We start from the raw sequence: 24,299 nt of genomic DNA, 5'->3' as shown, positions 1-24,299 counted from the left end.
TTTGCCATCTGCCCGGACGGCCAAGGTCAGGCGGCGGACTCTGCTGTCCTCTTTTTCTTTCCTCGCCGCGATCTCAATGCTGCTATGCGAGGAAGATCGTCTTCGGTGACCTTGAGCAGATCTTCGATGACGACTTTCCACTCGCGCTGCATCTTGTCGAGGGTCGAAAGTTTCACGTCACGCATGCAGCGTGTGACTTGCGACATGTAGGCTTCCGATACACCGAGCTGCTCGGCCAAATCCTTGTTGGTAACGCGACGCCTAGCTTTCAGACGGCCAATACCAACGGCCAGTCTTTCCTGAAACGACAGCGATGTGAGGATCGACTTGTCTAGTTCTACGTCGGCATCGACCTTCACACGTGGCATTGCACGAATATCCCGCGTTCGGTTGAAAGCGACATGCCGGGACAGGACGCGTCATCCCTTGGAAAAGCGTCGTCGCTGCGGCGCCTGTTTATCAACATGTTCGAAAATAAATCAATCATTGCGGATCCAACGGCGACAGATGATCAACGTAACCATGCCTATAACTCTTTGTTGCCCATCGTTGTCGTTGGGACGTTCACAAGCTCGTTACCTCTCTACACCGTCAGTCAACATTGCAGCAAGCGGGCCTGGATTGCAGGCGGCTTCGAACTGCGCCCTTTGATCGTCGTCGCGATGATGTCGGACGACACGGCTTGCACTTCTGAACAACAATTCCATTGCCGAACAATTATACTGCAGTTAAAGTCTATTCGTTATGCTTGATCGGAGGATTTGGATGGCATCGTTCACGACGTCCAGCTATCGATTTGACCTGACGCGTCTCTCCGTCGCGCTTCTGACCCTTGGACTGATTTTCATCACGGCCCGCCTGTCGATCGGCGACAGCCTGACGGTTGGTTACGTTATGGTGATCCCAGTGTACGTTTTTTTGTCGGCCGTTCTCGAGGACGCGCGGCTCGTAAAACACAGCCGCGTCCATGCGTGGGCAGAGACATTGGCAGCTTTAAGCGCCGCAGCGGCTTGCGGATATACAGGCTATCAACTCTGGATATCAGGGTACTAAGACGTCGGCATGCGGATCGTTGTTCGCAATAGCCCTGCCCACGGTCTCGCCACACTCGAAGAATGCGAGGCAGTTGCCCTGCGCGCCTGGTATGGCAACGCTGCTTCCAGTGAAGACGAGGCCATCGCCTTATCCGTCATCAAGCGCTCTCGGTTGATGGACGGTTGGATCGAATGCGACTGCCTGCCCGGTCGATACCAGCCCCTTCTTGCCCCGATTCAGCAGGAACACACCTACACACTACGGCGCCTGCTGCCGAAAGACGAGGATCCCGGCCGGCACGAAGAGCGCCCAAACCATGCACATGCCTGCCCGTTTCATGTCGACAAGGATGCCGCGCCCTCTCGCTTCGATCGCGGCTATCATCTTCGCCCGTTGCCCAAGTCGGAACGAAGCTACATCGATGCGCTCCCAGCCATTCCCGACCGACTTGCTGACGTCTCCGCCTCAGACCGGATCCGATCGGTCGAGCGAAACGATCGGCCCTCCCGGCTTGGATCAATCCTCTGGAGGGTGCTCGATAAAGCCGGCACCAATGTCATTCCGCCCTTGCAGGATGAGCGGGATTTCAGCCTCGGAGATCAGCTTGCAAGGCTACGCTCCGCAGCGCGTGAGTTTCGGGTGCTGCGCACCTGGACGCTTATCGCGTTGATGTCGACATGGGCGGCCGACTATCGTGATCCAGACAGCCGTTGGCAGCGGTTGCTCGCAACCTCGCGCCCAGACTGGCCCGAGACTGTACGTCGAACCGGGTTCATGGCGCTGTTTGCGACAAGCGTGTCGACACAGACAATCATGCCGGCATCCTCGGCGCGCAAGATCGATATCCTGGCGAAAGTCCGCCAGCCGCTTCGTGGCGATCCTGCCAGCCGCGGACCGTTCCTGACGCTGTTGAATGTGGATTTTGGAGACGATGACGATGGGCCGGCCCGAGCGGTCCAAGCCTATGCACAGCCCGTCTACAATGGCGACACCCTGTTTCCGGTGGAATCGGGGTTTGAGCGGGACGTAACCCATCTCCTGTTCTGGCTGCAACAGTCACTATTTGAGGCCGCACCAGAACTTCGTATCGAGATCACCAAACCACTCTTCGCCTCTGACACACCCATTGGTCCATGCCGGCCAGACTTCATCTTGAACGTCAGCTATGGAGCAACCCATTCTCTAAACCTTATCATTGAAGCCTTTGGAATGGAGAGTGACGAGTATCGTCAAGCGAAGGAGGTGATGTTGCCGCGAGCGAAGTATCTCGGACCGCTTTTTGGAATTTTTCCGAACGACCTGGCTGCGGCGAACGCGGCGGAGACTGCCCGGCGTCTGCAGTCGTGGGTCATCGATCAGGTGCGACACGCCGGAAATCTTTCCAGCCTATCTGCCGCTGGACATGCGTCGTAGCTATCCGTCATCGACGTCGGAACTGGAGCGATCTCCCGCGTTCTGTAATTGAGCATCCCGCAGTTCGGCACCCGCTGCTTGGAGCAAGGCCTCTTGAATGTTCGCTAGGGTCCCGGTTGAACAAGTTCCAAACATGCGCGAGACCAGTTCCTCGGCGAGAACTGCGATCGACGGCGTCAGTCTTTCCACAGCGGTGCTGCCCACCTCGCTTCTCACAGTGGTGAGCGCGTTAACGGCAAGTGTCCGCCTCTCCATCTCGCGCTCTTTCAATATCAACCAGAAACCTGCGTCAGCCTTTGCCGCAGAGACGATCAGTACTCCGAGGATCTGAAAAATCGACTTTCGAAAAGTGTTTGATTTCGCCCATGACATTGCTCTCCTAAAAAGACGGCGCGACTCTTCATGCCTCGCCGGTTTGAATCGCTGGTGATGGAGACGCGCCTATTCGGCCGGCTCATCGAGTTGCTCGACGTCCTCGCCCAACGGATCGCGCGCCACCCTCGCGAACTGATGCAGGTAATCCAGTGAACTCGTCTCCGTCAGGCGGTTCGATAAGGTCCCGATCAGCAGGTCGACATCGGAATTGAGGTCGGTTGGTTCGAGTTCGAGCTCGTCGGCCTGTTCGAAGATCGCATCGTTCAAGGTCCGCAAGTCGCTTCCGAACGCTTCCCTCACCTCCTGCCGCTTGAGAACGCCTAGCTCCGCAGGGCGGGGGGCGGCATGATCCGTGGACTGGTTGACACCTTGGCGTCGACGGCCGTTGCGAGCCGGAGATCCCGAATAAACATTATCCGCAAGTCTCTGCTCGTCGATTTTCAGGTCGACGTCAGAGCCACGGTCGGGACCATGCCGGTTCGGCGCGCGGTCCTGTCGACGCCTTCCCACGGGTTCCGATGCAGGTTCATTTCGTCGCTGCTTCTGCTCCGCGGCGGTAGGATCATCGTCGCCGCCCCCAACCTCGCGCGTTTCATCCAGGTCGAGCCGATCGCGAAGCTCATCAAGCGAGGAGATATAGACATGGCGAACACCGTCTTTGACGATGAAGCGTTCGTCGTTGGCTTGCCACGACCGTGCGCCGGCTGCGTGGTCGCGATGGCCGATTGTCCATTCGACCGGCTCCATGCATGGCCGCGACACTGGCCCGAATTTGCGCACTTTAGCGAACATCCGCTCGCCGCCAGAATCGAGTTTCATGATCCGCATCAGCGGCATGCCGGTGACCTGCAGGATTGCCTCCTCGGGCTTCATCATCATCAGCGTGTTGACGGGAAGCAGGTCGACCGAGACCGGCACTTTCGAAATCGATCTTTGGCGGCGTCCGTGGCGGTGGGAATAGGAAGATTGCTCGACCCATTCCGTCGTCTTGCCGGCTGCCATGGAGACCGCTGTCGCGTCCTCCTGGTTCTGGAAGTTCATGAACAGCTTGATCGTCGATGCGCCCATGAGGATCTTCTGGCCGGAACGCTGGTACAGGCGCTCGAGCTGGGCACCATCCTGGAGAATGAACACGAAGCGCACGCCGTTCTTGCGTATCAGCGGCGCGAGCGTCAGCACCGTATCGATCCGGCCGCCATTGCCGAACTCGTCGAGCATCATCAGGACCTCGTGCTCGCCGTTGCGCAACGGACCCAACTGAACAAGCTTGTCGGCCATCTGCTGGATGAACATCGAGATCAATCGCTCGTAGATCTGCATGGCGTTCCAGTCCGCCTGGATGTAGACCACCATCTTCCGCTTCCTGATTGTGTCGATCGGGATTGACGTAATCGAGGTAAGCGCTTCGACCAGCGGGTTCTGTAAGAAGTTGAGCTTGGCGACGATCTCCGCTGCGATCCCCTCCCCGAGCTTTTCGTGGCGGCCGGCGAATTTGGTCAGTTGCATACGGGTCTGGTCGGAAAGGACCGCCTCGTAGTTTTCCAGCAATTGCACGATCGCCTTGCGCTCGTCGGACATGGAATTGAGGATGCGGTAAAGTTCGCTCAGGGACTTACGCGTGTCCGGGCATTCGAGCACAAACCCTAGCATCGCCGTCAGTAGGATCCGTGCGCTCTCCTCCCAGAAGTCGGAAGAGTCGGACCGCAGGCGTTCCGGCAGCAGCATCTGCGTCAACTTCTGCAGGTCGGTGATCCGCTGGTTCGGCTCGGTGCTGATCAGATCGAGCGGGTTATAGCCGTCGGTGAATTTCGAGCCTGGCGCCAGAAGGAATACCTCGTAGCCTCTATCCTTCAGGTATCCCGACGTTTCCTCGAAGAGTTCTCCGCTCATATCAAGGACCATCTGCGATCCTTCAAAACTCATCATCGTCGGGATCACGAAGCCACGCGATTTGCCTTGCCCCGGTGAGCCGATGACCATGACGTGCTGGTCGCCGTCGTTGCGCAGCAAAAGCCCTTGCTTCAGACCGAGGACGATGCCGCGCTTGTCGCGCAGACGAAAGTCGGCCGCATCCTTCAGGGTCGCCAGACGCGCCCTGCCCATGATCATCCGCTGGCGACGCTGGATGGCCGCGCCGATCGGAAATCCTACCAAAGCGCTGGCAGCCGCAAGACCCGCAAGTGCGGCGAGCACCGTCTGCCGGGAAGGCTTCTGATAGGTCCCGGCCGTGTCGGTCGCGCCGAAAGGCGCCTGATACATCGCGGCCAAATGATTGCCATAGTAGCCGGCGATCTCGGCGTGTTCGCCGGCTTTGGTGACAATGAGATAAAAGGCCACGCCATAGACGATCACGCCGGCATAGGCAGCCGCGAAGACCAGAGCCGTATGCGCGATCAGGCTGAACATCGAGCGGACATGCAGCAGGTAGAGGATCTTGCGAGAGAGAGCCCTGCCTGCCTTCAGCATCCAGAGGCTAAGCAGGAGAAACAGGAATGGCGCGGCAAGCGCGAAAGCCAGCAGCGACAATCCGACCGTGTTGCGAGTGTGAATGATCGACCAGGTGTAGCGGAGAGCGTCGACGAAGCGCACCTGCCCGACATAGTCGAAGTAGGAGGCCGATCCAAAGGAGGAGATATAGGCGTCGTAGATCAGCGTAAAGAAAAGAAGCCAAAGCATGACGGCGCAAAACAGCGCGACCGGCAAGGTGAACAGCGAGGCACGCTGCAGGACGGTCCATTTTGGGCGGTCAGTCTCCGCTGACGTGAATACGCTTGCCATCTTTGTCCACCTCATCGGCAAAGTAGATCTCGCTGACGCCGCGGCCGCCGGCGGCATCGCTCTTCTTCAACTGCACCACGATCGGGATGATCGAACGGATATATCGAATGATATCGTCGCGCTCCATGCGGACATTGCTGTTGAGCACCAGCGTCGACAGGCGGTTGAACGCATGGTGCGGCGAGTTCGCATGGATGGTCGACATCGATCCGGGATGGCCGGTGTTGATCGCATTCAGGAAATCAAAAGCTTCGTCACCGCGCAGCTCGCCCATGAAGATCCTGTCCGGCCTGAGCCGCAGCGCCGTGGCCAGCAGATCAGTCATGGTGACCCTAGCCTCCCCTTGGCCTCCCTTCGAGACCAGCAGCGACACGACATTTTCCTGTCGCGGTTCGAGTTCCTCCGTATCCTGCATCAGGATGAAGCGTTCCTGGTTTGGAATGGAAGTCAGCATGGTGTTGAGAAACGTCGTCTTGCCGGTGGATGTCCCACCGGAAATCAGCATACTGCGGTGATTGACGGCCGCGAGTTCCAGGAAAGCGCGAATCTTGCCGGCGCGGAGCAGCGTTGAAAGCTCGATATCCACGTCATCGATATAGTCATCGCCAGTAACCTTCGTGAAGCGAAACGCGCCAGCCTTCTCGTAGTCGTCTAGGTCGAAGCGACGAATGAACTGCTTGCGGATCGAAAAAGCATGCCCCGTCGCCGACGTCGGACTAAGGACGAACTGCACGCGCTCGCCGCCCGTCAGTGTCGCCGACAACAGCGGGTTCTCAGCGTTGACGGTCTGCTTGGTAAAAGATGCCGCGCGGGACGCCATGTGGCGGATTGCGTCCTGGTCCAGGCCGTCGACCCGTTGGCTCACCATGCTGAGCTGGCCGATCTTCTCGAGCCAGATCTCGTTGCTGCGCTGGCAGGAAATCTCGACGACGGCAGGATCGTCGAGAAAGGCCCGGATGGGTTCCAGCGCCTCGGCCAGAAAATGCCGTTCGGCGGAGATTGCGGGGCGTGCGTTCATTTGCCGTATCTTTGCTTGCGCAAGCTCTCGAACCGCTCGCGAACCGGATCAGGATAAAGGTCTGCGAAGTCGAGGTCGCGTGTGACGAAGACGTTAATGTCGGAGCCCTGCGGGATGTGGATGGTCGGCCGGATGTTGCGGCTATCCTGGAAGGCTTCCGAGCCAAGCTGTTGAATGCCGGAAGCGATGGTCTCGGCGGCGATTTGCCGGGCGCGATCCTGTGACGTATCGCCATTGTCCTGCGGGATGCGGGTGACGCTGCCACTGTCGTTGATGATGGTGATATTCCGGTCGGGCTTCTGGCCAAGCTGGGCGATATATTGCGTGGCGCCGCCGATCAGCGTCATCAAAGCTGGCGGTCCGAACCGTTCCCAATATTTCCGGTCGACGACACCCGTCATGCCCGAGCGGCCAAGCCGGTCTGTGCCGTAGGAGCCAAGCTGCACCGAGACACCGTCACCGCGGATCATGCGAGTCCAGACGATCAGGATACGCTCCTGCCCCCGTTCGACCCCGGACTTGTAGTCGCCGATCAGCGAGGAACCGGCCGGGATAAGGATTCGACGGCCGTCAAAGGAATAGACGTCTTCGCGGACAATCCCTTTGACCATGCCGGCCAGGTCGGAATTGATCGCCGTCTCCAGCGTTCCCCGGATCATCGTGCCCTGGGGGATCCAGGCGTCGGTGCGACGGTTCTGGGAGGCGACAGAGACTTCGACGCCTTGCCCGCCCATCGCCTTCAAGAACGCGCGGTCACTATCGGCCGCATTGCCATCTGTGGCTGCGCTCGGCTGCGCCCCCGATCCAACCGCTGACCCGAACGGTCCGGCACTCGCGCCATCGGCGGACGCTTGCGCCGCACCGGTCGTCCTATTCGATTGGTCCAAGACCATGGCCGACGAACGTACGCGCTCCAAAAGCTTTGCCTCCCGCGCGAGTTCAATGCAGCGCGGGTTGTCAGGGTTCTTGCCTCGCGTGCAATCGACTTCCGCCGGGGGTGCTACCGGAGCAGCGGCGGGAACGACAGGTGCGGGCGGTGGCGGAGGTGGCGGCGGGGGAGCCTCTGGGACTTCAACCGTTGGAAGCGGCGGAGGCGCTGGCGTCCTGAAGCCTTCACTGCGCGGCACCTGCGCCGGGCGAAACTCTTCGCGCGGCGACGTGTCGACCGCCGGCTCCCTCTCTCCGCCCGCCAGGAGGAAATACAGGACCACGCCCACGCCCACGATCGCCGCGATAACCGCGATCGGCCGCATCATGCCGATGCCGGGCCGTCTGACCTGTCCGCCGATGGCGGTATCGTTGTCGATCGAGTGGTAGCTGGGATCTGACATGGCGCACCTCCTATCGTGATTGGGGTTGCTGGTTGGCGGCTCCGGCTCCAATCCGCTTCGGAGCGACTGCACCTTCGATGGGCGCCGGAGTGTCGGCGGGAGAAGTCCGGAGATTGAACAGGCAGGTCTCCTCCTCGGTCCCATAACGCAGGGACCACTGCCGCGAGACCTTGTCGATGACGATGTAATCGGCCTCCCGACGATAGTTCACGAGGCTCTCGCGCCGCTTGGGGTCGACGATGAAGATCGCCGGGATGTCGCCGGTGAACTTCATGAAGGTCTTCACCCCATCGTCGAAGACCCATAGGGGCTTGGCGGCATCGTTGCCCTTGAAGCCATAGTCGTAATTGACCTTGTCGCGACGAATGTTCTTGATGTTCGGCTTACGCTCGGCATCCTGAGCCTGTTTCCAGAGCTCGGCAGTTCCTTTCAAGCCGGCATCTTCCGGATAGGTGAATGTCAGCTTGAAGGTCTGGTTCTGCATCGCCTTGCTGTCGTTGACGCGCAGATCGAAGGAATAGGTTCGCTTCGTGGTCACAACCGACAGATTGGTCGCCGCGTCCTTCTCCATCGGCTTCAACGTCAACGAACGCCTGTCGGCCGAGGTGAGGATCTGCCAGGAGACGGTGTCGCCCGCGACGACCTGTGTGATCTCCTCGTCAGTACCGAAGAGAATGGTCGTGACCAGCCCATAGGTGCCGGTGACGAGAAATACCTGTTCGGCAGAATACGGAAGTGACCGGACGCGCGGGTCAAGCCGGCCCGGCCGTGCCAGGAGCTCGCCATGAACGGCTGCTGGGGTCATGAGCAGAACGAGGGAAAATGCGGCCGCGCATCTCTTCATGGAGCAAGCCCCGAAGGCATTGTCTCTGGGACCTTCACATATTCGGTAACGACAAAGCCGAGCGGATTGTAAAGCCGAACCCGGTTGCTGGCTGGCAGATTGATCTGGCGAAAGCGTACCGTTGCAGACCACCGATTGACGACGTCACCACCACGTTGGCGCTCCCGTGTCTCGAACCGGACGGCCATGGTCGAGGCATTGAGCGGATTGACCGAGAGGATCTCCGGACGGATGTCACCGGTCGCGCCCAGGGTTTTCACAGGCCCTCGTGGGTTGGACGGGTTGATCCACTCCTCGTAGTCCTTGAAAGCGCCCGAGTTCGGCTCCGACCACAGCGCGATCATGTCGAAATTATCCGACAGATAGCGGGGATCGTAGGTCTCTCGCCGGATGACATAATTGCCGACGAAGGAAGCGCGAACGGCCTGCATTTCCGAGACGCTCGACCGATCCTTGTCGAGCGACGTCACGGTTTCCATGTATCCCGTGTTCTTGTCGACGATGAGAGGCACGACTTCGGTGCGGACAAGCGGGAAAAGCTGGGCCACCGAAAAAGAAAGCACGCCGGCGACGACCCAGCCGGCAACGGCGAAGGCCAACAGGATGAGACCAATCAAGGTCCTGAGCGAGCGGTTCTTTTCTCCCCACGACAAATGCTGATCATAGATATCCTGCGGACCGGGGATATGATCGGCCGGGGCGGCCCTCAATTGCTTTTTGAACAATGCCAAGTTTCAAACCTCGAATTCGTGGGCGTCAAAATCGTGGAAACATCTCTGTCGGCGGATCATCACTCGCCGTTGCGGCGCCGGGTGGTCAGCATGCGGCCGAGTGCGCCGGCACCTGCCATGCCGCCGCGGCCGGCGAGCGCCGCTGCGGTTACCGCGCCTCTGGGGCCTGCCAACATGCCAAGAGCAACCGCTGCGGCCTGCCCGGCTCTCGAATTGCTGGCCGACAGTCCCTTTCGTGCCGATCCATATGCCGCGTCGACGCCGCCCCCGCCCGGCACCCCGGATATGGCAGCGCCGTAAGCGAAGGTGCGGGCAAAATCAGGGACCTGAAAAATGAAGTAGGAGATCAGTGCTAGGTAAAGCACCATGGCCAGCACGATCGCGAGCGCGTTCTCCTTGGTCGCCATGTCACCATTGATGGTGTCCATCATGCCGATCAGAAACCCGAAAGACAGCCCGGCCATGATGTACGTGAAGAGAAGCATGAACATGCCGTAGGCGACGCCCCTTACCCAGGCGTCGAAGACGAAGCGCGTGATGCCGAAGAAATAGCAAAGGATGGCAATCGGCCCGATCGCCAGCATGACCGCGGTGATCATCTTGGCAAACAGCGTCACGCCGGTGAGGATCAAGAGCATCGGCAGTAGGCCGAAGACGAGGACGATGAAGACGACGACAGCGCCGGTGACGTTCGGAAGCCAGCCGGACTCGTAGGAATTGAAGAGCTGCATGGCAAAGTCGTAGACTTTGCGCGCCATCGACGCGACTTGGCTGGCGAGATCCGATCCGGCCGATTGCCCACCCATTGCCGAGGAAATCGCCGAGCCAAGATCCTGTGGCGTCGACAGCACGAACTGGCCGATATTGTCGTAGAATGTAGCCCAGGACATGATCAGGGCGTATGCGAGCGCGAGCTTGAATGCCGTGACGGCCATATCCTGCAACGACACGCTGGAAAACCCGAGCGCGCCCCAGAGAAAATACAGGATGAGGAAGATCGCCAGGATGCCGGAGACGAGATTGCCGTTTTCGGCAAACAGACCCCAGGCTCGTTCCAGCGACGCTTCGTTGATCTTGTCGAAGTAACGCAAGGCATCGCCATAGAAATTGATCGCGTAGCTGACCGGATCCATGTCGCATCCTGTAAGTGGCTTCTAGAATTGATTAACGGGTCGCATGGGACCGCAATCGTTCACGACGGCTTCCGCCAGTGCCTGTTCAGCGGGTCCAGGCTTCTGCTCCTTATCAAAGCCGAGTGCTGGCACCGGGTTCTCGTCGGCGGAGCACTTCGCCAGCTGTTCCTGTTTGCCGGCGCAGCCGGAAAGCGCCACGCAGCCGAGGACAAGGACCAGGATCAGCCTCACTGTGACTGCTCCTCGAACGCCTTCAGTTGATCCCGCACGGAGACGCCTTGCTGACCGGCACCGTCATCACGCATGACGCTGTCGGGGAGCGTCGCGAAGGTCTTGAGGTTCTGAGACGACGTCGCGAGCGCGGCCTTGTATTGCTGGTTCAACAACATGACCTGATTGTTGAGCGAGCCGACGGCCTCGTTGGCGGTCTGGTTGCCCTGCAGCACCATCTGGGTGTTCTGCTCGAGCGCTCCCTTCAGATCCTGCGCCTTGCCGACTTGCTGTGTCGCCTGCATGAAGGAGTTCTGTCTATCCTTGGTGGCGCTGTTCATAGCGTCGGTGAGCGCCGTCATCGTCGTCAGCGCGTTTATGCCTTGCGAGTAAGCCTGGTTGGCACCGGAGAGCTCGCCCCCCTTGACCGTGTCGGCGACCATCTTCACCAGATTCAACCCATTGATGAGCTTGGCCGCGGTATTCTGGAACTGGCCGCCGATTCCGCCGAACACAGCTTGGTTGCCGGACAAGATGCTGTTGAAATCCGGCGCCTGCCCCATGCTGAAACCGTTGCCAGTCGCAAGCTTGGCAAATTGGCTCGCATCCTGGGTGCGATCGCCGGTGATCGCCTGCAGCGTCTTCGTCGTATTGTCCTTGACGACTGACGTGTCCTGCTGGATCTGCGACGATAGCCGCTTGATCTCCTCGCTCAGAGATATGTTCTCTGCGTCCTTGACCGGCACCTGCGCGTAAGAGTGCGAGGCGGCGATGATGCCAAGAGCCGTCGCGATAATGAATGTCTTCATGTGCCTAACCTCTCTTGCTCGTCCAGTTTGCTGTCGGTCTGGCGTCGACGACCGTCACCAGACCCAGTGCTGGATCCTGCATGACCGAGAAGGTGGCGACGTCGCCGTTGGCGCGCGCCTGTTCCTGCAGGTCCTCAAGCCAGCGCTGGATCTGCTCGGTCGTCGCCGTCGACGGCACGGCAAAGCAGCGGGTGCTGCCGGTATCGGCGATCGTCGTCGGGCATTGGATCTGCGCCATGACAACCGAACCGTCGTGATCCTTCGCATTGCCGCCGCCAGCGCCGCGCAGGTTCGCCGATGACGATTGCAACCCGGCCTGAAGACGCTGCAGATATTGCTGGTTCGCTTCCGTCGACTTCTCGACAAACGCGTTCCACACGTTTCCGCGCTCGATCTGTGCCTCTGTGTTGCGATCGACGGCCCTCTTCAACTGCTCGCCGCAACCCGTGCTATCGCTGACAGTTTCCGGCTCGGCTTCGGTGCCAGATGGAGGAGTACGGTCGCCATTCTGCGCCTTGTTGCGGCTGTAATAGGCCGAAACCTTTTTGACGTAGTCCTGCGTCTCGGGAATGTTTGGGATCTGTCCATTCTGCAGGGACTGGCGATACGGCCCCGCATTATAGCCGGCGGCGATCAGGTCGTAGCGGTTGCCGAACATCCCTTGGAGTTGCTTGATATATTTGACGCCGCCGCGGATGTTGTCGCGCGTGTCATAGGGATTGACGCCGAGACCTGCTGCGGTTCCCGGCATCAGCTGCATGACGCCGGTCGCGCCAACGGCGGAACGCGCGGATTGCCGGAAGCGCGATTCCTGTTCGGCAATCGCAATAGCAAAGTTGGGATCGACGCCCTGGCGCAGCGCCTCGTCTTCGACCATGCGAGCGACCTCCTGTTGGCTCGGGGTCCGCTTCGATGGTGCGGCGGGCGCTGTGTTTCCTGCCACACCTTCCGCCGAACAATCGGCCGGTGCGCCGGAGCCTTGGCCGGGTGCTACGCTGTCGGTCGTTCCGCCCGTGGCGCCCTTTACCCCTTGAGTGTCCGCCTCATAGCTCTTGTACCAGTTCAACGTCTCCTGCTGGATCTTCAGCCGAGCGTTGTCGATGACGGGCACCTGTGCGTAGGCGGTCGGGGTCGTCACAGCGGCGAGCACCAGGAGGCTGACGGTCGCCAGCTCAGAAAGCTTTGCGGTCTTCATCGGACGCGCCTCCCTCCCAGTTGCAGAACTTCGAAAGCCAGCCTTTCGGATCGTCGCCGTATTCGTCGAGCAGCAGCTCGACCTCGCGCACGGTCTCTTCCCTCCCCGAAAGCACCTTGATGAATTCCGGCATGTGGGACATGTCGACGCGCGCGATGACGCTGCTCTTGGCTTGCTTGATCAGCATGAAGCGCGAACTTGGGTCGCCGTTCTTGACCCAATCAAATTCGGCCCTGGAGAGCCCGAAATGCTCCATATAGGAGTTCTCGTCGGCCTTCGGATTGGCGAAAAAAATGTTGGTCGACGTCTGCTCGATGATCGTCCGGCTGACGCTCGATTGAACCACGTCGTCGGCGGACTGCGTGCCAAAGATCACAAGACCGTTCCGTTTGCGGATCGTCTTGAAATAGTCTTTCATCGTGCGCTTGAACTCGTCGTCATCGAGCAACTTCCAGGCTTCGTCCATCAAGTTGATGATCGGCGCCTTGCCGTCATAGATCGCGTCGAGCCGATGAAACATGTACAGAAGTGCTGCGGTGCGCACCGTCGGATCGTCAAGGATCGACGTCATGTCGAAGCCGATCATCGGCTTGGAAATGTCGAGATTGTCGTCGGCATTGTCGAACAGCCACGCATAGGGGCCATGACCGACCCATTTATCGAGCCTGGCGATCAGGCTTCCCTCGGTTCTCTCGCTGCCGGCGAGAAGAGCGCGTAGCGACGACAGACGGCGATAGGACCTGTCCTTCGTCTTCAGGACCGACTTTATGGCGTTGCGAATAATCGCCTCTTCCTGCGGCGTCAGGTTCTCGCCTTCCTTCGAGGGCTTCAACATGAAGCTCAGAAGGCCGTAGAGGAAAACCCGGTTCTCTTCGGTGTCATCGAGAAGGAGCGGATTCCAGCCGGACGGTTCTCCGGGCTCCAGCGCCATGTAGGTGCCGCCTGCCGCGCGTACCATGATGTCGAGGCCGCGGTCCTTGTCGAAGACGATCGTCTTCAGGCGCGGGCTGACCCTGTAGGCTTGCAGGATCAGAAAAGCCATGATCACGGTCTTGCCCGATCCGGTCGGGCCGAAGACGGTGGTGTGCCCGACATCACCCTGATGGAAATTGAAAAAGAAGGGTGTGCCAGACGTCGTCTCGAAAATGGTGATCGCCGGCCCCCAATGGTTGCCGTCCGGCTTGCCATAGGGATAGGCGTGGAAGCTGCTTAACCCTGCGCAATTAAGGGTCGAGATCAAAGCTCGGCGGGCAATGTAGGCTTGGTTGCCGGGAAGCTGCGCCCAATATGCCGGCTCGGCATTCAGGTCTTCGCGAACGTAGGAGGCGCCGAGCGCTCCCAATTCATTGCCGATGAGGGCCACCGCGTCGTCCAGCTGGGCCGTCGACTTGGCGACGGGCATGACGGTGAGATGGTGCTCCGTGAAGGCGACGCGCTTGCGAGCCAGTTCGTCACGGGCAATGTCGAGATTGGCCTGGACGCTAGAACCACCCTCGTCAGCTTTCGACATCTGCCGGTCGAGCCTCTCGATCCGGCTGCGCGCCGCCATGTCGTCGATGAACGACATCGACTGGGTCAGCACGATCTCGAATGGCAGCTTGAGAACATAGTCGAGCATGCCCGCCCCGGTTTCCGGCGGGTACTCCTTCAGCGATACCATCGCGGCATATCGATCATCGTCCTGCGTATCGCCCTGCAAATGGATGACCCGGTTGCCGATCGACGTTCGACGTGCGGGAAGCATTTGGTCGATCGGGATATTGCCAAGCCGGATCGGTCGGACGCGCCCACCGTTCAGGAGCGTGTAGAAGAATTCACACTGTTCCGAGAACCAGATCTTCCGCATGCCCTCCTCGACCACCATGTCTTTGGAGATGTCGCGATAGATCTTCCTTCCGTTCCCAAAATCGGCTTCGACGCGTTGCATATCGCGCAGAACCTTAGGGCCATAGACAGCAAGGGACTTCTCAAGCGCGCGTGTCGCCTCGACCAATTTATCGCGCATAGCCCGAAACTGCTCCCTGCGTACGACATTGCCGCCGACGCCCATGATCCGGGACAGCGCCGATCCCTTCTTGAACAAGGGCCGGACAACCAGCGACACGTAGGTGTCGTTGACGAACATTTCGTTCTTGGAGATGCTCGATTGATAGACGTCGTCGAGGCGCCGCATGAAGGGGTCTGAAAAGCCGGACGGCAGCGATGGCGCCACCTTGCGCCTGATGACATGGGTGTAGAACGCGAAATTGCCGAGGACGAAATTGCCCGAAACGCCGAGTTGCGTTGGCGCTGCAGCATGTTGATCGTCTCGATATCAGCTGTCTCGAATGAGAAGCCGGTCAACTTAATGGTCGAGACCAAGCAATCGTTCTTAAGCCGGATTATGCCGTTTTCGATCGGCACGTAGAACGGAACATGGGTCGAGATACTGCGGTCGGCAAATATCTCCCATCCCTTCGACAAAGTTCCTTTCAGCGATCTTGCCATCGTGCTCATGGGTCAAGCTCCGTAGGTTCGGATGCCGCCGCCGAGCCGACGGCCGAGCGGGTTGATGCCGCACAGGCTGAGCCTCCCGACGATGTCGAAGAACCAGAGGTCGAGCTTGACTGTGAGCACATAGAGGATGGTGTGCAGGATGACGAAGGAGACCGGAAACCAGAGGATCGAGCCCAAGATCATGAACACCATCAGCGAGACAAAGCATTCCGCCAGAAAATAGGTGTAGGGTATGCCCATCACGGTCGGCGGCCGGGTGAGCGCGAGAATGACAGGATGGCACTCGATATAATCGTCGCCACGGTCGGCAGTGCTTGTAGACCCGGCCATGATCAGGATCCGCCGCCAGCCAGGAAGTCGACGAGTTCGGCGGCGGCAAACATGCCGGCAAGGCTTCCACCGACGCGCAGCAGCGCTCCCCAGGACCAGTATCCGAAGGCCGCCGCCAGAAACATTCCGATGAAAGCGATCGCCCCGACCGAGCGGCCGAAGGGTCCGGTAAAGAATTGTACCAGCCGGTCGGCGGCGTTCTGCAACGCATCGAGATTTTGCGCAGCGGCTGGCTCAAATTGACTGACGAGGAGGATCAGGCTGGCGGTGAGGATGATTGCGGCATTGCCGATCCACTTCTGTCTCATCAGCGAGTACCAGACCGCGCGCCCGTAGACGACGAGGACCTGGATTGCAAATTCGGAACGATTCATGGGTGCACCTCTTCCTTGACGATTTTTACCGGGCCGCCGAATGGGATTTCAGCGGCCTCCTCTTGGCTGCGGCTTGCCGCCACGGGCGTGCCTGAAATGGAAAAGACAAGCATTGGGGATCTAGCCCGATCGGCGCGACGTGTAGGACGACCAGGGGCAGTGGCGGACGGAGTTGCGTTGGCAGTGCTTGAAGCTGATGAAGGTGACGATGCACCCGTGTAGTAGCCAACGACCCGCGTCACATAGTCGGCAGTCTCCTGAATCAGCGGCAAGGAATGACGCGCGTCGACGCGGGGCTCGCCGGCATTGTAGGCGGAGGCGACGAGAACCGGATTGCGATATTTATCGATGAGGAGGCGCAGGAAGCGGGTACCGGCACGGATGTTCTGCTCGGGATCTGTAAGGTCGGCAGCGCCGAAAGCCTTCCCAATTTTCGGCATGACCTGCATCAGGCCGATCGCGCCAGCGGCACTGACCAGTTCTGGATCGAAATCGCCATTCTCGGCTCGCATGATCGACAGCACCCAGTTCGGATCGACGCCCTCTTCGACGGCAATCTTTATGGCGAGCGCGGTATACTCCTGGGGCACGTGGGCGATGAGAACAGGGCGCGCTCCGGCCGTCGCGCTGCTCTTGCGAGGCTCGCCTGCCTGGTCGACGGCCGCGCTCACCGGCTGATCATCAGCGGAAAAAACGCCGATCGACGAATAAACGCCGAGTTTGGCTCCGGCACCTCCGCTCGAGGCCGTGCCTCGCGCGTCAAGGCTGCTTTCCATCGTGTCAACCACATTTGTCCCCAGTGGAGACAGGCTGGCCGTCATCTTATCGGCATTGTCGAGTTCACCGATCCGCTGTGAGAAGTTGCTCCAATCAATTGCCGGCGAAGCGGCTGCGCTCACCGTGGTCGTCGCGGCCACGGCAGCCAAACTCGGCTGGGTTGAAGCGAACCCTGATCTGAAGTTGTCAACAGAGCGCAGCCGATCGCCCCGCTGAGGCGGTTGCGCGGCTACGATAAACTGACCGCTCTTCCCGGTACTGGCGGTGAAAGAGGTCAGGAGAAGAACAAATGTAAGGGCAGGCCAAAAAATGTGTCGCGACCATTCGGTTTGCGGTCTCTGGAGGGGAGAAAGCGGGCTGCGATCCATGGCCAAACCAGTTCATAACTTATACTGCGGTATAATAATTTGAACTGTATCCCGGCCTGGAAATCAACCGGAAAATTGCACTTGAGTATAATTCCTGGGAGGATCCGCCCTTTGCGTCAGCATATTTGCAAGCGACTTCAATCTCTTAGCCGCGACCACGGGTCAGGCGCCCACCGGTATTCAAATTGTTCCCGATCGCCGAGAATTCGCGCGAGGCGAACCGCTGTGCCGCCCTTGATCAACACAGAGCCGGCATCAGCGCCTGATTGAGCCCCATAGATTCGGCACACGAAATTTGGCAACTGCCGCTGGACCCTCGGAGCGGGCGAGCACGACGACACCTGATACCGAACATCGTCACGATCGGTCGCCAGGGCTAGCCCGACCTCTTGTACCGGGCCAAGGCGATGCCGCCCGACCTCCGTGCCATATTCCAGCTGGCACTCGACAATATTGCTTCGATAGTCTCGGCAGGCTGTGAGGCTCAGATATGCAAATGGTGGTGCTGGCGACGGCCGCGCTGGTGGCGGTAACTGCGCGCATCCCGAAAGAACGAGCGGAATGGCGAGAAGTCGCGATAGTGCTCTAGAGATCTGCATGATCCGCCTCCTGATGTTCCTGCTGATAGCCGACGTCGCCGAGCGCTTTGAGAAAGAGATCGCGGGCAAGCGCGCAGTATGGTGACGACGCCTGCGCGAGATGAAGCTGTGTCAGAACCAATCCAAGATCGGAGACGGTTGCCACCACACCGGGCAAATCGTCGTTGACGGCGTCGCGAAGCACCTCGCGACCGTCATGCCCCCTGACAAGAACGGCGTAGTCGTTGCGCGCGATGCTATGCCACAATTCGAGTGTACCGGTATCGCCACCTGGGCTCTCCGTGTCGCAGACGAGCACAACCGCGTAGTCGGGATACGGGAAGTCGGTTTCCTCGATCGATGTGCCGCCGTGAAACTCTGTCAGGACCGCGTTCGACGCGAAGATCGGCAGCCGTTCGTTCACCAGCAGCCGCCTCTGCCCCAAACGGACGAAACCATTCATCACTGAAGACCGGATCGTGGGCGGCGGGAGACCCTCGGTGCAATGCTCACAAATCGGCGTCAAGCAATCGTTTCTGAAAGTGAACATGCTATGGAAGCGGTTGACGACGAAGCGCTCGATATTTTGAGTTCGACCGCTCAGCGTTTCGACAAATGCAAACCCGTCCAGTGAAGCCGGGGGCCTCGTCAGGATATCGTTTTCGGCGGAGTCGGCGAGATCTCCAGTCAAGCTCGACGGCCCTACAACGATGCCGGCAGATCGCGTTTGCGCGCCGCAGCTCGGGCAGTCGACGCAAAGCGGGACCTTGTACCATTCCTTGGTCAGAAGAGATCGGCTGTGTGTCATCGAAAACGTGCGTTCATCAAACGGCGGATGGCAGCTGGAACGGCCGGGCAGAGGGCGAAAACTGGCGTCGCGTTAACTTATACTTCAGTATAATTATTTGCAACCGGTAAAGCCTGAACCCTGACGCTTTGCTCGAATGCGTCGTGCAGTAGACTCGCACTCAGGACTCGTGAAAGGCGCGTTTGCTGGCGGGACGTGGGTACATTTCATCGCCCGGTGCCAATCACCTAAAAACCCATACGGCACATCGGCGATTCCCCTATTCGCTCATTCGCACAATCACCTATTCGCTGAGTCTCGCATGCACTCAGTCGCCGAACCGCGCATTCACTCATCCGCCGATACGCTTAAACCCCCGTTCGCTCATACGCCGATTTACCCAATCACCTAATTGGTCATTCGGTGGGTCGGCGTGGCACCTATTCGCCAATTTGCGCAAACACCTATTCGCCGATTCACACATGCGCCGATTCACCGAGTGGCTTATTCTCTCAAAGACCGAAGCGCTCAGACCCCTGTTCACCGACTTGCCGATCTAGCCTACCACCCAATCACTCATTCGGCGGATCGGCATTTCGCCTATTCGCTCATTCGCGCTTTCACCTATCCGCCGAAAATCTGTTGTTCCCGATTGCATCCGGCGGTCGATGACCCAAGTGGTCGCTTGCCCCACCTTCCCCCGTGGGCCCGGCGCCTCTTCGCTGTGCTGTTTCGTCTCTGGATCGACGGTAAATGGACGATGCCTCCGTCGCCGGCTCGCCCTAGCGACAATCGCCCCCCGGGCGAAACGGTTATTGGTATACCAATAGCCTATCCTGCCATTACACCACGAATGGCCGACCGCCGTGCCCAAGACGCCAATGCTGTTGCGAGGCGCCAGACGATGCAACAGCGATCGGAGGTGTCACACCGACGATCCGCGTCGCAGGAACAGCGTGGCGGTCGGCCATTCGTGCTGTAATGCTGAAGCGAGCCGTCATCGCGAGAAGCCGGGATGTTCGGACCGCAGGGATCGGACATCGATGGCTGCAAGCGATAAGACGACGAGCCACCGCAGGAGGAAACGGGCAGATGGAGCGGATACCCGAAGCATGAGGGTGTAGCGCAGGCTGCCCGTTTCCTCGTGTTGATTGGGGAAGTCGCGGCAGCGTCCGCTCACCGGCCCGAAAGGCCGGGCGGGTCTCGACCCGCTCCGCAGGGAGAGGGGTGATTGAGGGGAGAGGCGGCAACTCTTTCCCCTCAAGACCGCGCGCCGGCTCGATGTCGGCAAGCGGTCAAGGCAATGAGAAGAGGCGAGAGACGGGCTCCGCCGTCTCTCGTCGAGCATCAATCGTAGACGATCCGCGCGGCGCTGACCCAGATGCCCGTTTCGTGCGAGATATCGCGGATGATCGGCCCGAGGCCGCGCAGTTCTGCGTCGGTCAGGGCGATGGTGCTCGGATAGCTGATTTCGATGCCGTCGCAGTCCGCCGACAGCGCATAGTGCCACTCGCCATTGTTGATCCGGTACTCGTGGGTGGCAAAGTCGATTTCGAGGTCGTCAAGAAGGGCGATCCGGAAGCGGTTGAAGCAATCTTTTTCGCCTTCAAGCTGGAAGGCAGTGATACCTTCGAGATCCGGTTCGGACGCCAGCTCGCCCTGCAGCGTCATGATCGATCGCACCCGTGCCGCTGCGCATGCAAGCCCGTCGGCGAGCCGGTCGTGCAACGCCCGCGAGAAGTCATCCGAGCAACCGATGCGGTTTGCAAGGACGATAAGCCTGAAACCAGCAAGCACGGCAAGCTGATGGACGTAGTACCAGTCATTGGACATCGTATTGTCTCCTTTCGTTCTGACGAAAGGGGGCCGCACCGTAGCCGCGAGGGGTCAGGGAGCGCGGAACGCGGCCGCCAGAGGCGGCAAGCGGAGGAACCGATTTTCTGACGGCGGCCGTAAGGACGGCGGCTGAAAATTGGAGGGGCCGCGCAGTCCTTGACGCCGGAGTGGCGGGTGCACAATGGGACGTCAGAAAGAGATAGACCACGGCGCCCCAGCGCCGTGTCCGTATCCGGCGTTCAGCCGGCCATCCACTCTATCCTCGGCCTTGGTCGCGAAAACTTCGCGCCGCCGCTGCGGAAACCGCGAGAGGGGCGTGACCCGAATGGGCGGAGACCGCTTGCGGGCTCCGTGAGCGACGGCGAATAGCACCGTCCGCCGCAAGCGGCTCGCCCAGATCATCCGGCGACCACCCATCATCAGCATGAATCAGTCGAGACCGACCGATTCAAATATGTCGTTGGACGCCGAGTCCGCCTTGCACGATTCTTCCTGTCATGATCGCGCAACGCTACCAGCTTTATGTCGAACGCATCGACGCCAAGAAGAACATGGCCCGCTACTATGCCATGTCGATTGAGCCCAACCTGTTCGGCGAGGCCTGTCTTATCCGCCGATGGGGTCGCATCGGCACCACCGGCCAAAGGCGGGATCATCACTTCGCGCGGGAGGAAGAGGCGGTGAGGCTGTTCCTTCAGCTTCTAAGAAAGAGACGGTCGCGCGGATACACGCCGAAACCGTATATCCGCCAAGATAGACCGGCTGATCGTTAACCAAGGAGCGCCGTGGAGGCCGATGCCATCCTCGTGTCGACGGCACGGGATCGAAAGAGGAGTGGTATCCAACGGCCTCCGCGTTTCCAAACGAACACCGCACGTTCTGACAGCTCTTGATGGCGAAGCGAAGCTTGGGGCCTGAAGCGCCGGTCGATCCGGCGCGACAGGCCAGGCGACATGGTGAAAGCCGCCTCAGAAGGGCGGCTCGGCGTCGATTACACCCTCCTGTTCGGCCATGAACACCGCCAACTCGGCACAGGCGAGTTCCAGTTCGACCTCGATCTCGTGGCGTTCGCCGGGGTACACGGCATTCCGCAATTCGGCCCGCAGCTCTTCAATGTGTTGTTCCAGAAGCATCGTCGTCGTCTCCTTGACGTTTGTGAAAGACGACGCGCGCGGGCATGGGGGCGTGGCGGGGTCAGGGATCGCGGAACGCGACCGCCAGCGGCGGCGAGTGGGGGTGCCGATTTTGTCGGAGTGCAGGGAACCGGAGCGGAGGCAAAATTGGGGGCACCGCTCGTCCTTGAGGCCGTCATGCGCCCATGGCACCCTCGGACGGACTGAGCAGACATTTCCTCTCCGTATAGCACCCGAAGCCGAAGGTGGGCTCGATGCCCGGCTTCGGGTTATTGATCCGTGACCGCCTGAATAACTGTGGAGATCTGGGCTTTCCGAGCGATTTGCCGCAGCGTGTCAATGACAGTTGCGGTCGGCAATGGCAGGAATTCTGCGTCTGACACGATGCGGAGAAGAAAATGACCACGACCAACGAAATCGCCGACAAGATCGCGACCGAACACAGCCTTACAAAGGCGCAAGGGAAAGCCATCGTGGAGGCGGTGATTGCTTCCATCACCGAAGCCGCGGTGGCCGGTAATGAGACCTCCCTGCCCGGCTTCGGCAAGTTCAAGGTGAAGGCGACACCGGAGCGCGAAGCGCGCAATCCTGCGACTGGCGCAACGATCAAGGTCACCGCGGCCAAGAAGCTGGCCTTTACGCCGGCAAAGGCACTGAAGGACGCACTGAACAAGTAGTCTTGCCAGCCAAGCAAAAAAATAGCCCGGCACGGTGCCGGGCTATTTTCGTTTTGGGTTTGCGTCAGCGGGCGGATGTCCCGTTGAGAACATCCTGGATGATCGAGTCGCTGACCGCGTGATGGGCTTCGCGGGCATGGTCGCCCAGCAGCTTGTGAAGAATGCCGGATGCCAAAGGTATGAAGTCGAAACCGAGCGCGATTGCTGCAGTGCGCAGTCGCGACAGTGTTTCGAACTCCCGGAAGTCGGTCCCAAGCCAGAGTTCAAGATTCTCGCCATCGGCGTCCGGAAATGCCTGGAGGAAGAACGTCTGAAGCGGACGGTCGTAGCCAATGGTAGCGTCTGGATCGGCGTGGCGGGATGCGGTCCTGGTGACCGTTATTGTGTAGCGGCTCATGGTGGCCTCCTTAGGAATGGGGACGCCGGCCCCGATTGTTTCGGAGCCGGCGGTCCGGTTCAGGCCGGGCTGTTCCAGAGGATGACTTTCTTGCCGGGCTCGCCGCCGGGTGCGGGGGCGACGTTGCCGAAGATCACGCCGATCTCGGGCGCTTCGATCTTCGTGGAGATGTATTCCTCACCGGTCTGGCGGGAGATGCGGTTCCAGCCTGCGCCGATCTCAAAGCCGGTCTTGCGATGGATGATGCGGTAGTCCGGCGCCTCTTCGCTCGCCTTGTTGGCGTTCGGGACGAGGGCGATCGGGGCGTTGACCCGGATGGTTGCGAAGACGCCTTCGAGAGTGCCGTCGGTCTTTTCGGTGAGGGTTGCGATCGTGGTAGCCATGGGATTGTCTCCTTCGTTGCATCGGGACCATTCCCGATGGCGCCCGAAGAAGGGGCCGCGCCGCAGGCGTCACCGGAGCGAAAGCGAAGGGAAACCCCTTGCGGGTTGACGCTGGTCGCGGCCGGTCCCTTAGAAAGGCGACATAAAGAACGGGAAGGGTCTCTGATTGCGACGTCAGCTGGAGACCTCGCCTTGGCGGCCATTTGCGCACCTGCCGAGTGCCGCACTCGTTGCATATGCGTCGGTAGTGTTCGGGGTCAATGGACGGTGGTCCTCAACCGGGCGGATTCGACGCGGTAGATCAGCACCGTTCTGATCCCAGCCTCATCATCAAAGACGGCTTCGGTCGGCGTGAGACCCGATTGTCCGCCCCTCCTGACGCGACTGCAGTTCTACGGAGCAGGACCGCGTGACAGACGTGATTGACGGATTGTCGCCTTGTAGTACGGCGATGAGAGGCATTGAGATCGATCAAGAACGGCCGGCGATGGCCGGCCAAGCAGTCGTGGTCTAATTGATCAGAGAGCGCCAGAGATCCGCCATGGCGGAGACGCGTTCAGGGAGCGATCAAGAAGGGAAGAAGCGGCGGCAAGTCTCAATCGAGCCGGTTGACCCGACCGGTGCGGCCGCGCGCCTCGGCAAACAGTTTGGCGATCTTGACCATGAAGGATTTGCTGAAGCGGCCGAGGATGTCCTGATCGGGCTCGATGTACCAGGAGCGTTCGACGATATCGTAATTGTACTCGTCGGCCATGATCCAGCAACGCTTCAGATCACTTAAGCCCGCACGCTTGCGCTCGATTTCGGGGATCTCCTGAGCGATCCGGCCCGGCTGCGGCGGCTGGGTGGTGATGGCGAGGAGGGCCAGATGCGTGTTTCCATCGGTGGCACTTCGGATGGCAATGACGACGCAGACTGGGCGCTGCTTGCGGCCTTCGGTTTCGCCGCGCTGCTGCTGCCAGGCCCAAAGATAGGGATAGGAGATGACCTCACCGGGGCGGAATTCATGGCTCATCGTCGTAGCCTTCGCCGCGCGCCAGTCGATCGAGCGCCTCGTCGAACAGTGCTGCATGCTCGGCGGGCATCTCTGAGATATGATAGGCACGGCGCGGATCGCCGCCGGTGCGCATGCGCTCATAATGCTCGTAGCTCATCAGCACGAAACGCGGCTTCTTGTGCCGGGTGAGCATGACCGGCTCGCGGCTCGCCGCATCGGTGATATCGCCGATTTGTTTGTTCAAGTCGCCTGTCGTGAACTGCTTCATCGCTATGATCTCCAGCACGGCCCCAC

General features: G+C 59.9%; 26 protein-coding genes and 1 pseudogene. 5 read left to right on the top strand and 22 right to left on the bottom strand.

What is annotated here, in order from left to right; all coding sequences use genetic code 11:
• Positions 1-26: 26 nt before the first annotated feature.
• Positions 27-368, bottom strand: coding sequence for a helix-turn-helix domain-containing protein (locus HGP14_RS29935; RefSeq protein WP_168833487.1), 342 nt, complete (start codon positions 366-368; stop codon positions 27-29).
• Between the two features lie 33 nt (positions 369-401).
• Between HGP14_RS29935 and HGP14_RS29930 the strand changes: the two genes are divergently transcribed.
• Genes HGP14_RS29930 through HGP14_RS29920 form a run of 3 tightly spaced genes read left to right on the top strand, consistent with a single transcriptional unit; the run spans position 402 to position 2,448 of the window.
• The gene (locus HGP14_RS29930) at positions 402-752 is read left to right on the top strand and encodes a hypothetical protein (RefSeq protein WP_168833486.1); all 351 of its coding nucleotides are present in this window, start codon (positions 402-404) and stop codon (positions 750-752) included.
• A gap of 13 nt (positions 753-765) precedes the next feature.
• Complete coding sequence (locus HGP14_RS29925) at positions 766-1,053, top strand: hypothetical protein (RefSeq protein ID WP_168833485.1); 288 nt, start codon at positions 766-768, stop codon at positions 1,051-1,053.
• 9 nt (positions 1,054-1,062) lie between these two features.
• Positions 1,063-2,448, top strand: coding sequence for a hypothetical protein (locus HGP14_RS29920; RefSeq protein WP_168833484.1), 1,386 nt, complete (start codon positions 1,063-1,065; stop codon positions 2,446-2,448).
• Here HGP14_RS29920 and HGP14_RS29915 read toward each other — a convergent pair whose 3' ends face one another.
• The 16 genes and pseudogenes from HGP14_RS29915 to HGP14_RS29840 form a co-directional block, all read right to left on the bottom strand.
• Positions 2,449-2,820: a hypothetical protein gene (locus HGP14_RS29915; protein ID WP_246704666.1), complete on the bottom strand. Its 372-nt coding sequence runs from the start codon at positions 2,818-2,820 to the stop codon at positions 2,449-2,451.
• A gap of 69 nt (positions 2,821-2,889) precedes the next feature.
• Positions 2,890-5,601: a type IV secretory system conjugative DNA transfer family protein gene (locus HGP14_RS29910; protein ID WP_168833483.1), complete on the bottom strand. Its 2,712-nt coding sequence runs from the start codon at positions 5,599-5,601 to the stop codon at positions 2,890-2,892.
• The gene (gene virB11, locus HGP14_RS29905) at positions 5,570-6,619 is read right to left on the bottom strand and encodes a P-type DNA transfer ATPase VirB11 (protein ID WP_168833482.1); all 1,050 of its coding nucleotides are present in this window, start codon (positions 6,617-6,619) and stop codon (positions 5,570-5,572) included. Before virB11 ends, HGP14_RS29910 begins: the two co-directional genes overlap by 32 nt.
• Positions 6,616-7,950 carry a type IV secretion system protein VirB10 gene (gene virB10 / locus HGP14_RS29900; RefSeq protein ID WP_168833481.1) on the bottom strand — a complete coding sequence of 445 codons (1,335 nt, stop codon included), beginning with the start codon at positions 7,948-7,950 and terminating at the stop codon, positions 6,616-6,618. The genes virB11 and virB10 overlap by 4 nt, the downstream gene beginning before the upstream one ends.
• A gap of 10 nt (positions 7,951-7,960) precedes the next feature.
• Positions 7,961-8,794: a TrbG/VirB9 family P-type conjugative transfer protein gene (locus HGP14_RS29895; protein ID WP_168833480.1), complete on the bottom strand. Its 834-nt coding sequence runs from the start codon at positions 8,792-8,794 to the stop codon at positions 7,961-7,963.
• The gene (locus tag HGP14_RS29890) at positions 8,791-9,525 is read right to left on the bottom strand and encodes a virB8 family protein (protein WP_168833479.1); all 735 of its coding nucleotides are present in this window, start codon (positions 9,523-9,525) and stop codon (positions 8,791-8,793) included. The genes HGP14_RS29895 and HGP14_RS29890 overlap by 4 nt, the downstream gene beginning before the upstream one ends.
• 59 nt (positions 9,526-9,584) lie before the next feature.
• Positions 9,585-10,658 (bottom strand): type IV secretion system protein, encoded by a 1,074-nt coding sequence (locus tag HGP14_RS29885; protein ID WP_168833478.1) that lies wholly within the window; start codon positions 10,656-10,658, stop codon positions 9,585-9,587.
• A gap of 21 nt (positions 10,659-10,679) precedes the next feature.
• A complete protein-coding gene (locus HGP14_RS29880) occupies positions 10,680-10,889 on the bottom strand; it encodes a hypothetical protein (protein WP_168833477.1) in 210 nt (69 codons plus the stop codon).
• Positions 10,886-11,677, bottom strand: coding sequence for a conjugal transfer protein (locus HGP14_RS29875; protein WP_168833476.1), 792 nt, complete (start codon positions 11,675-11,677; stop codon positions 10,886-10,888). The genes HGP14_RS29880 and HGP14_RS29875 overlap by 4 nt, the downstream gene beginning before the upstream one ends.
• 4 nt (positions 11,678-11,681) lie before the next feature.
• A complete protein-coding gene (locus HGP14_RS29870) occupies positions 11,682-12,872 on the bottom strand; it encodes a lytic transglycosylase domain-containing protein (protein WP_168833475.1) in 1,191 nt (396 codons plus the stop codon).
• A pseudogene (locus HGP14_RS29865) lies at positions 12,850-15,368 on the bottom strand (VirB4 family type IV secretion/conjugal transfer ATPase). The gene HGP14_RS29870 and the pseudogene HGP14_RS29865 overlap by 23 nt, the downstream one beginning before the upstream one ends.
• Before the next feature lie 3 nt (positions 15,369-15,371).
• The gene (locus HGP14_RS29860) at positions 15,372-15,698 is read right to left on the bottom strand and encodes a VirB3 family type IV secretion system protein (RefSeq protein WP_168833474.1); all 327 of its coding nucleotides are present in this window, start codon (positions 15,696-15,698) and stop codon (positions 15,372-15,374) included.
• A gap of 2 nt (positions 15,699-15,700) precedes the next feature.
• Entirely contained in the window at positions 15,701-16,072 is a 372-nt protein-coding gene (locus tag HGP14_RS29855) for a TrbC/VirB2 family protein (RefSeq protein ID WP_168833473.1), read from the bottom strand.
• Positions 16,069-17,217, bottom strand: a complete 1,149-nt coding sequence (locus HGP14_RS29850) for a lytic transglycosylase domain-containing protein (RefSeq protein ID WP_246704674.1) — start codon at positions 17,215-17,217, stop codon at positions 16,069-16,071. The genes HGP14_RS29855 and HGP14_RS29850 overlap by 4 nt, the downstream gene beginning before the upstream one ends.
• A gap of 585 nt (positions 17,218-17,802) precedes the next feature.
• On the bottom strand, positions 17,803-18,219 hold the full coding sequence (locus HGP14_RS35860) for a hypothetical protein (RefSeq protein ID WP_246704665.1): 417 nt from the start codon (positions 18,217-18,219) through the stop codon (positions 17,803-17,805).
• Between the two features lie 1,710 nt (positions 18,220-19,929).
• Positions 19,930-20,415: a hypothetical protein gene (locus HGP14_RS29840; RefSeq protein ID WP_168833470.1), complete on the bottom strand. Its 486-nt coding sequence runs from the start codon at positions 20,413-20,415 to the stop codon at positions 19,930-19,932.
• 500 nt (positions 20,416-20,915) lie between these two features.
• Here HGP14_RS29840 and HGP14_RS29835 point away from each other — a divergent pair, with 500 nt between their 5' ends.
• Positions 20,916-21,191, top strand: coding sequence for a WGR domain-containing protein (locus HGP14_RS29835; protein WP_168833469.1), 276 nt, complete (start codon positions 20,916-20,918; stop codon positions 21,189-21,191).
• 195 nt (positions 21,192-21,386) lie between these two features.
• On the opposite strand, the gene HGP14_RS29830 is transcribed toward HGP14_RS29835, so the two are convergent.
• Entirely contained in the window at positions 21,387-21,551 is a 165-nt protein-coding gene (locus HGP14_RS29830) for a hypothetical protein (protein WP_168833468.1), read from the bottom strand.
• A 398-nt stretch (positions 21,552-21,949) separates the two neighbouring features.
• On the opposite strand from HGP14_RS29830, the gene HGP14_RS29825 reads away from it, so the two are divergent.
• Entirely contained in the window at positions 21,950-22,228 is a 279-nt protein-coding gene (locus HGP14_RS29825) for an HU family DNA-binding protein (RefSeq protein WP_168833467.1), read from the top strand.
• A 64-nt stretch (positions 22,229-22,292) separates the two neighbouring features.
• Here HGP14_RS29825 and HGP14_RS29820 read toward each other — a convergent pair whose 3' ends face one another.
• From HGP14_RS29820 to HGP14_RS29805, 4 genes are all read right to left on the bottom strand, one after another.
• Complete coding sequence (locus HGP14_RS29820; protein WP_168833466.1) at positions 22,293-22,625, bottom strand: hypothetical protein; 333 nt, start codon at positions 22,623-22,625, stop codon at positions 22,293-22,295.
• A gap of 59 nt (positions 22,626-22,684) precedes the next feature.
• On the bottom strand, positions 22,685-23,008 hold the full coding sequence (locus HGP14_RS29815; protein WP_012559840.1) for a DUF736 domain-containing protein: 324 nt from the start codon (positions 23,006-23,008) through the stop codon (positions 22,685-22,687).
• 595 nt (positions 23,009-23,603) lie between these two features.
• Positions 23,604-24,023: a hypothetical protein gene (locus HGP14_RS29810; protein WP_168833465.1), complete on the bottom strand. Its 420-nt coding sequence runs from the start codon at positions 24,021-24,023 to the stop codon at positions 23,604-23,606.
• Positions 24,013-24,273 carry a type II toxin-antitoxin system Phd/YefM family antitoxin gene (locus HGP14_RS29805; RefSeq protein ID WP_168833464.1) on the bottom strand — a complete coding sequence of 87 codons (261 nt, stop codon included), beginning with the start codon at positions 24,271-24,273 and terminating at the stop codon, positions 24,013-24,015. The genes HGP14_RS29810 and HGP14_RS29805 overlap by 11 nt, the downstream gene beginning before the upstream one ends.
• Between the last annotated feature and the right edge of the window lie 26 nt (positions 24,274-24,299).

Origin of the sequence: Rhizobium sp. P32RR-XVIII (assembly GCF_012641395.1) — a bacterium.
Taxonomy (GTDB): Bacteria; Pseudomonadota; Alphaproteobacteria; order Rhizobiales; family Rhizobiaceae; genus Rhizobium.
Note: the sequence above shows the minus strand (reverse complement) of the source record. Positions and strands in the feature narration are given on the sequence as shown.

Bases quoted from the DNA above. Each gene is read 5' to 3' on its own strand.
- HGP14_RS29910 (WP_168833483.1), bottom strand. From the start codon at position 5,601: ATGGCAAGCGTATTCACGTCAGCGGAGACTGACCGCCCAAAATGGACC.
- HGP14_RS29850 (WP_246704674.1), bottom strand. From the start codon at position 17,217: ATGGATCGCAGCCCGCTTTCTCCCCTCCAGAGACCGCAAACCGAATGG.
- HGP14_RS29840 (WP_168833470.1), bottom strand. From the start codon at position 20,415: ATGTCCAATGACTGGTACTACGTCCATCAGCTTGCCGTGCTTGCTGGT.
- HGP14_RS29810 (WP_168833465.1), bottom strand. From the start codon at position 24,023: ATGAGCCATGAATTCCGCCCCGGTGAGGTCATCTCCTATCCCTATCTT.
- HGP14_RS29830 (WP_168833468.1), bottom strand. From the start codon at position 21,551: ATGCTTCTGGAACAACACATTGAAGAGCTGCGGGCCGAATTGCGGAAT.
- HGP14_RS29815 (WP_012559840.1), bottom strand. From the start codon at position 23,008: ATGGCTACCACGATCGCAACCCTCACCGAAAAGACCGACGGCACTCTC.
- HGP14_RS29925 (WP_168833485.1), top strand. From the start codon at position 766: ATGGCATCGTTCACGACGTCCAGCTATCGATTTGACCTGACGCGTCTC.
- HGP14_RS29820 (WP_168833466.1), bottom strand. From the start codon at position 22,625: ATGAGCCGCTACACAATAACGGTCACCAGGACCGCATCCCGCCACGCC.
- HGP14_RS29825 (WP_168833467.1), top strand. From the start codon at position 21,950: ATGACCACGACCAACGAAATCGCCGACAAGATCGCGACCGAACACAGC.
- virB10 (WP_168833481.1), bottom strand. From the start codon at position 7,950: ATGTCAGATCCCAGCTACCACTCGATCGACAACGATACCGCCATCGGC.
- HGP14_RS29860 (WP_168833474.1), bottom strand. From the start codon at position 15,698: ATGGCCGGGTCTACAAGCACTGCCGACCGTGGCGACGATTATATCGAG.
- HGP14_RS29870 (WP_168833475.1), bottom strand. From the start codon at position 12,872: ATGAAGACCGCAAAGCTTTCTGAGCTGGCGACCGTCAGCCTCCTGGTG.
- virB11 (WP_168833482.1), bottom strand. From the start codon at position 6,619: ATGAACGCACGCCCCGCAATCTCCGCCGAACGGCATTTTCTGGCCGAG.
- HGP14_RS29855 (WP_168833473.1), bottom strand. From the start codon at position 16,072: ATGAATCGTTCCGAATTTGCAATCCAGGTCCTCGTCGTCTACGGGCGC.
- HGP14_RS29835 (WP_168833469.1), top strand. From the start codon at position 20,916: ATGATCGCGCAACGCTACCAGCTTTATGTCGAACGCATCGACGCCAAG.
- HGP14_RS29885 (WP_168833478.1), bottom strand. From the start codon at position 10,658: ATGGATCCGGTCAGCTACGCGATCAATTTCTATGGCGATGCCTTGCGT.
- HGP14_RS29805 (WP_168833464.1), bottom strand. From the start codon at position 24,273: ATGAAGCAGTTCACGACAGGCGACTTGAACAAACAAATCGGCGATATC.
- HGP14_RS29930 (WP_168833486.1), top strand. From the start codon at position 402: ATGCCGGGACAGGACGCGTCATCCCTTGGAAAAGCGTCGTCGCTGCGG.
- HGP14_RS29935 (WP_168833487.1), bottom strand. From the start codon at position 368: ATGCCACGTGTGAAGGTCGATGCCGACGTAGAACTAGACAAGTCGATC.
- HGP14_RS29895 (WP_168833480.1), bottom strand. From the start codon at position 8,794: ATGAAGAGATGCGCGGCCGCATTTTCCCTCGTTCTGCTCATGACCCCA.
- HGP14_RS29875 (WP_168833476.1), bottom strand. From the start codon at position 11,677: ATGAAGACATTCATTATCGCGACGGCTCTTGGCATCATCGCCGCCTCG.
- HGP14_RS29920 (WP_168833484.1), top strand. From the start codon at position 1,063: ATGCGGATCGTTGTTCGCAATAGCCCTGCCCACGGTCTCGCCACACTC.
- HGP14_RS29915 (WP_246704666.1), bottom strand. From the start codon at position 2,820: ATGTCATGGGCGAAATCAAACACTTTTCGAAAGTCGATTTTTCAGATC.